This is a genomic window from Pseudomonas sp. RW409 (genome assembly GCF_003184125.1).
GTDB classification, from domain to species: domain Bacteria; phylum Pseudomonadota; class Gammaproteobacteria; order Pseudomonadales; family Pseudomonadaceae; genus Aquipseudomonas; species Aquipseudomonas chlororaphis_I.
Genome location: NZ_QHHP01000008.1, coordinates 1 through 2,847, shown reverse-complemented (window position 1 = coordinate 2,847; position 2,847 = coordinate 1). Strand labels below are relative to the sequence as shown.

The 2,847-nt window shown below is 52.4% G+C and carries 1 protein-coding gene and 1 pseudogene; both read left to right on the top strand.

The genetic code is table 11. From position 1 onward, the window contains the following. Positions 1–128: 128 nt before the first annotated feature. Positions 129–728 (top strand): annotated as a pseudogene (locus DK261_RS08630) (fimbria/pilus outer membrane usher protein); the annotation flags it as partial. Between the two features lie 1,181 nt (positions 729–1,909). Beyond that, positions 1,910–2,847, top strand: a 938-nt coding sequence (locus DK261_RS08625) for an Ig-like domain-containing protein (protein ID WP_146218520.1), incomplete at its 3' end; no start/stop codon positions are given.

The following is a 2,847-nucleotide window of genomic DNA, read 5'->3' as shown; positions in this document are numbered from 1 at the left end:
CGCGAAGGCACATCCGCCGAATTTTCCCCAACATTTCTATGCTGATCACCCTGTGTTCTCCTGCTCGGAAAGCGAGCAGAAGCAGTTGAACACCTGGGTCAGTTTTCAGTCGGCAGAACAGCTTTTACTGGGTCAGTTTTCGGTCAGCAGTAACAGGTGGATACAGTCAGGGTCGTGATGACAAACATATCGACCTGGGCGCTTCGGGCTCGCTTTTAGTTCACAGTGGTGGTGTTACCTTTGGGTAGCCACTTGGTGAGACCTTTGGCTTGGTGGAAATACCTGACACCGATGGTGTCGGAGTATCCGGGTTTAACGCAGTCCGTACTAATGGGAAAGGTTATGCAGTGGTTCCGTATTTGCAGCCCTATCGCTACAACTGGATGGACTTGGATACTCAAACTTTGGGTACAGATACCGAAATTAATGAAACGTCCAAAGTGCTCGTGCCAACCCGTGGCGCTGTGGTCAAGGTCAAGTATGCTGCTCAGACTGGGCGACGTTTGCAGTTTGTTCTGCGCCAAGATACACATGGAACTATCCCATTCGGCGCGCAAGGATTTGATGAGCAAGATAACTTGTCACGCCTACTGGTATTCGGTGTACCTGATAAAGGGCGCCTCGAGATGCGCTGGGCTGAAGGCAGTTGCTTGGTGGATTACGACCTCCCGCCAGCTAACAAAGAACTCGCATACGAACGCGTAGATGGCGTTTGTCGAGCCATTTGACTATTACAGTCGCGGAATGAGCCCATTGCACCTTGAGGTGCAGCATTGCATGGGTCTTAACGTCGTTGGGTCGCTCCATATCAATTCACTCGCTGTAGAGCCGCTGGATGAAGCAGCTCTCCGGCTGGCCACTAATGGTTATCCGTTCCATTGTCTTCGTTCAGCACACTCCGATACGGACTGCGAACCTGTGGCTTCATCGACGTTAATGCGAGTTGAGCCAGCCTTCGACCTTTTGCAACCTGCCAGCCTCGAAGAACTTAGGCTTTGCCGCGTTTAGTATCTCGAGTAGTCGTTGTTTCTCTAATGGGGATGAAAACCACTCATCAATCTCGACATTTCAGCTACTCCCCCGAGTGTTGCTTCGACGACTAAACTGGCACACTGCCAGAGTCGCCGAACATTCTACCCATGCGAGCATCAGGCAAGCGGAGCCCGCAGGCTTGCAGGATAGAAGCCCGCAGGGCTCGATTCACAACAGCCGTCCACCATTGTGCGGCACGACAATAATGCCTAGCTGCTTCAAGTCCTGCCTGAAGGGGACTGAAATGACACGATGAACTCCGCGAGTTAGAGGCCACTAGCCGAAAGGCGCTCTGGGTGCTTGCCAGCCTTCCCCCCTGGCGATCCGAAGGCAATTGGCCATCCGTGATGACCTCGACGTGTCGGAAAGCTCGGCGGTTGGATTCCGGATGTTTGGCCGAAATCAGGAAGTCTTGGCGCGTTTCGTGACTTCGTTTAGGAGTGCAATTTGATCTGAGTCCTAGTCCAGTCTGTCCACCGACTGGAGGTGCTCATGAAAACTCATGACTCAAAGCGACACGGATTACCAGATCATCATGCTTGGGTGGCTCGATTGGTGGGTATGCCATCGGAAGGTGCTTTGCGTGTCGTTCCTTCCCTCTCCTGATATCCGTAGCTAGGAAATTTCCTACATATCACTAGGAATCTTCCTGCAACTTAGTTCCATTGCCTCACTCATCATTTCTATTGTCCCAAATTGTTATCTGCGCAGAGCCCAATAGTGAGCTTGCCGGCTCCTTGATTTGTTCGATACGGCGTCTTTCTGAGTCCTCCTCAAAAACGCTCCGAGCCTGATGAGCCGCAGATTTGGTTTGAGCGTTCCCTGTACGGGATGAGGTATTTGCCCCATATGAACATGTTGTTGAAAAGGTACTAAGATGTCAGAAGTCTTTATATTCGATAAGAAAACCCAGTCCCAGGTAGTAGCCAGGGGCCAAGAGATCGTGCTTGAGTCCGCGTCGGTCGTTGTGCTTGGGGTTGCGAGAGCGTCAATCAAAAAAATGACCCGCAACGGACAATCTCTGGTCATTGAGCTCACCGGAAACGAAAAGCTGGTCATCAAGAAATTCTTCAACACATTTGAGGGCCAAGACAACGCTCTGGTCCTCAGTGAAGATGGGCAACTGGTTGAGGCTGTTATCGGCGACTCGGTGGGGGTGGACGGCGATCTGGTCGTGAGCTACGAACCCTTTCAGCAGAGTGTTACCGAAGTAGCCGGCGATTCATCCATTCTGCGCAAAATGAGTGTCGGTTTTGCAGAGATGTCTCCGCTGGCAAAGGGTGCGTTGTTCGCGGGCTCGGCGCTAGGTATCTATGCCTTGGCCCAGTCCGGGGGCAAGAGTGGCGGCGGAAGGGGGAATGTACGCTCAGCAACTTCTGTGGATGCGACTCCCCCTGATGCTCCTCAGGTCAACGTGAGCACGAAGGCCAATGGCACCATGGCTGTTAGTGGTATGGCAGAGCCTGGAAGTCGTATTGATTTTATATTCCCCGATGGCTCTAAGCAGAGCATTGTCACTGGGACTGATGGTCGCTTTAGTTTTGCTAGTCTGGTTCCTCAGAACAATGGTACTTATCAAGCGACTGCAATCGATGCGGCGAATAATGCCAGTAAGCCGACGACAGGCACTTATACTGCTAACCCAGAGATTGATACCACGTCACCGCCCCCTCCATCTGACTTGCAAGCGGTCACGCAAAAGGACGGTACGGTCAAGGTCAGTGGCAAGGCAGAGCCGAACAGCAAAGTCACCGTGACCCTGATCGATGGCACGAAGCTGGATGTGCAGGCAGGTCCTGACGGTAGTTTTGAACT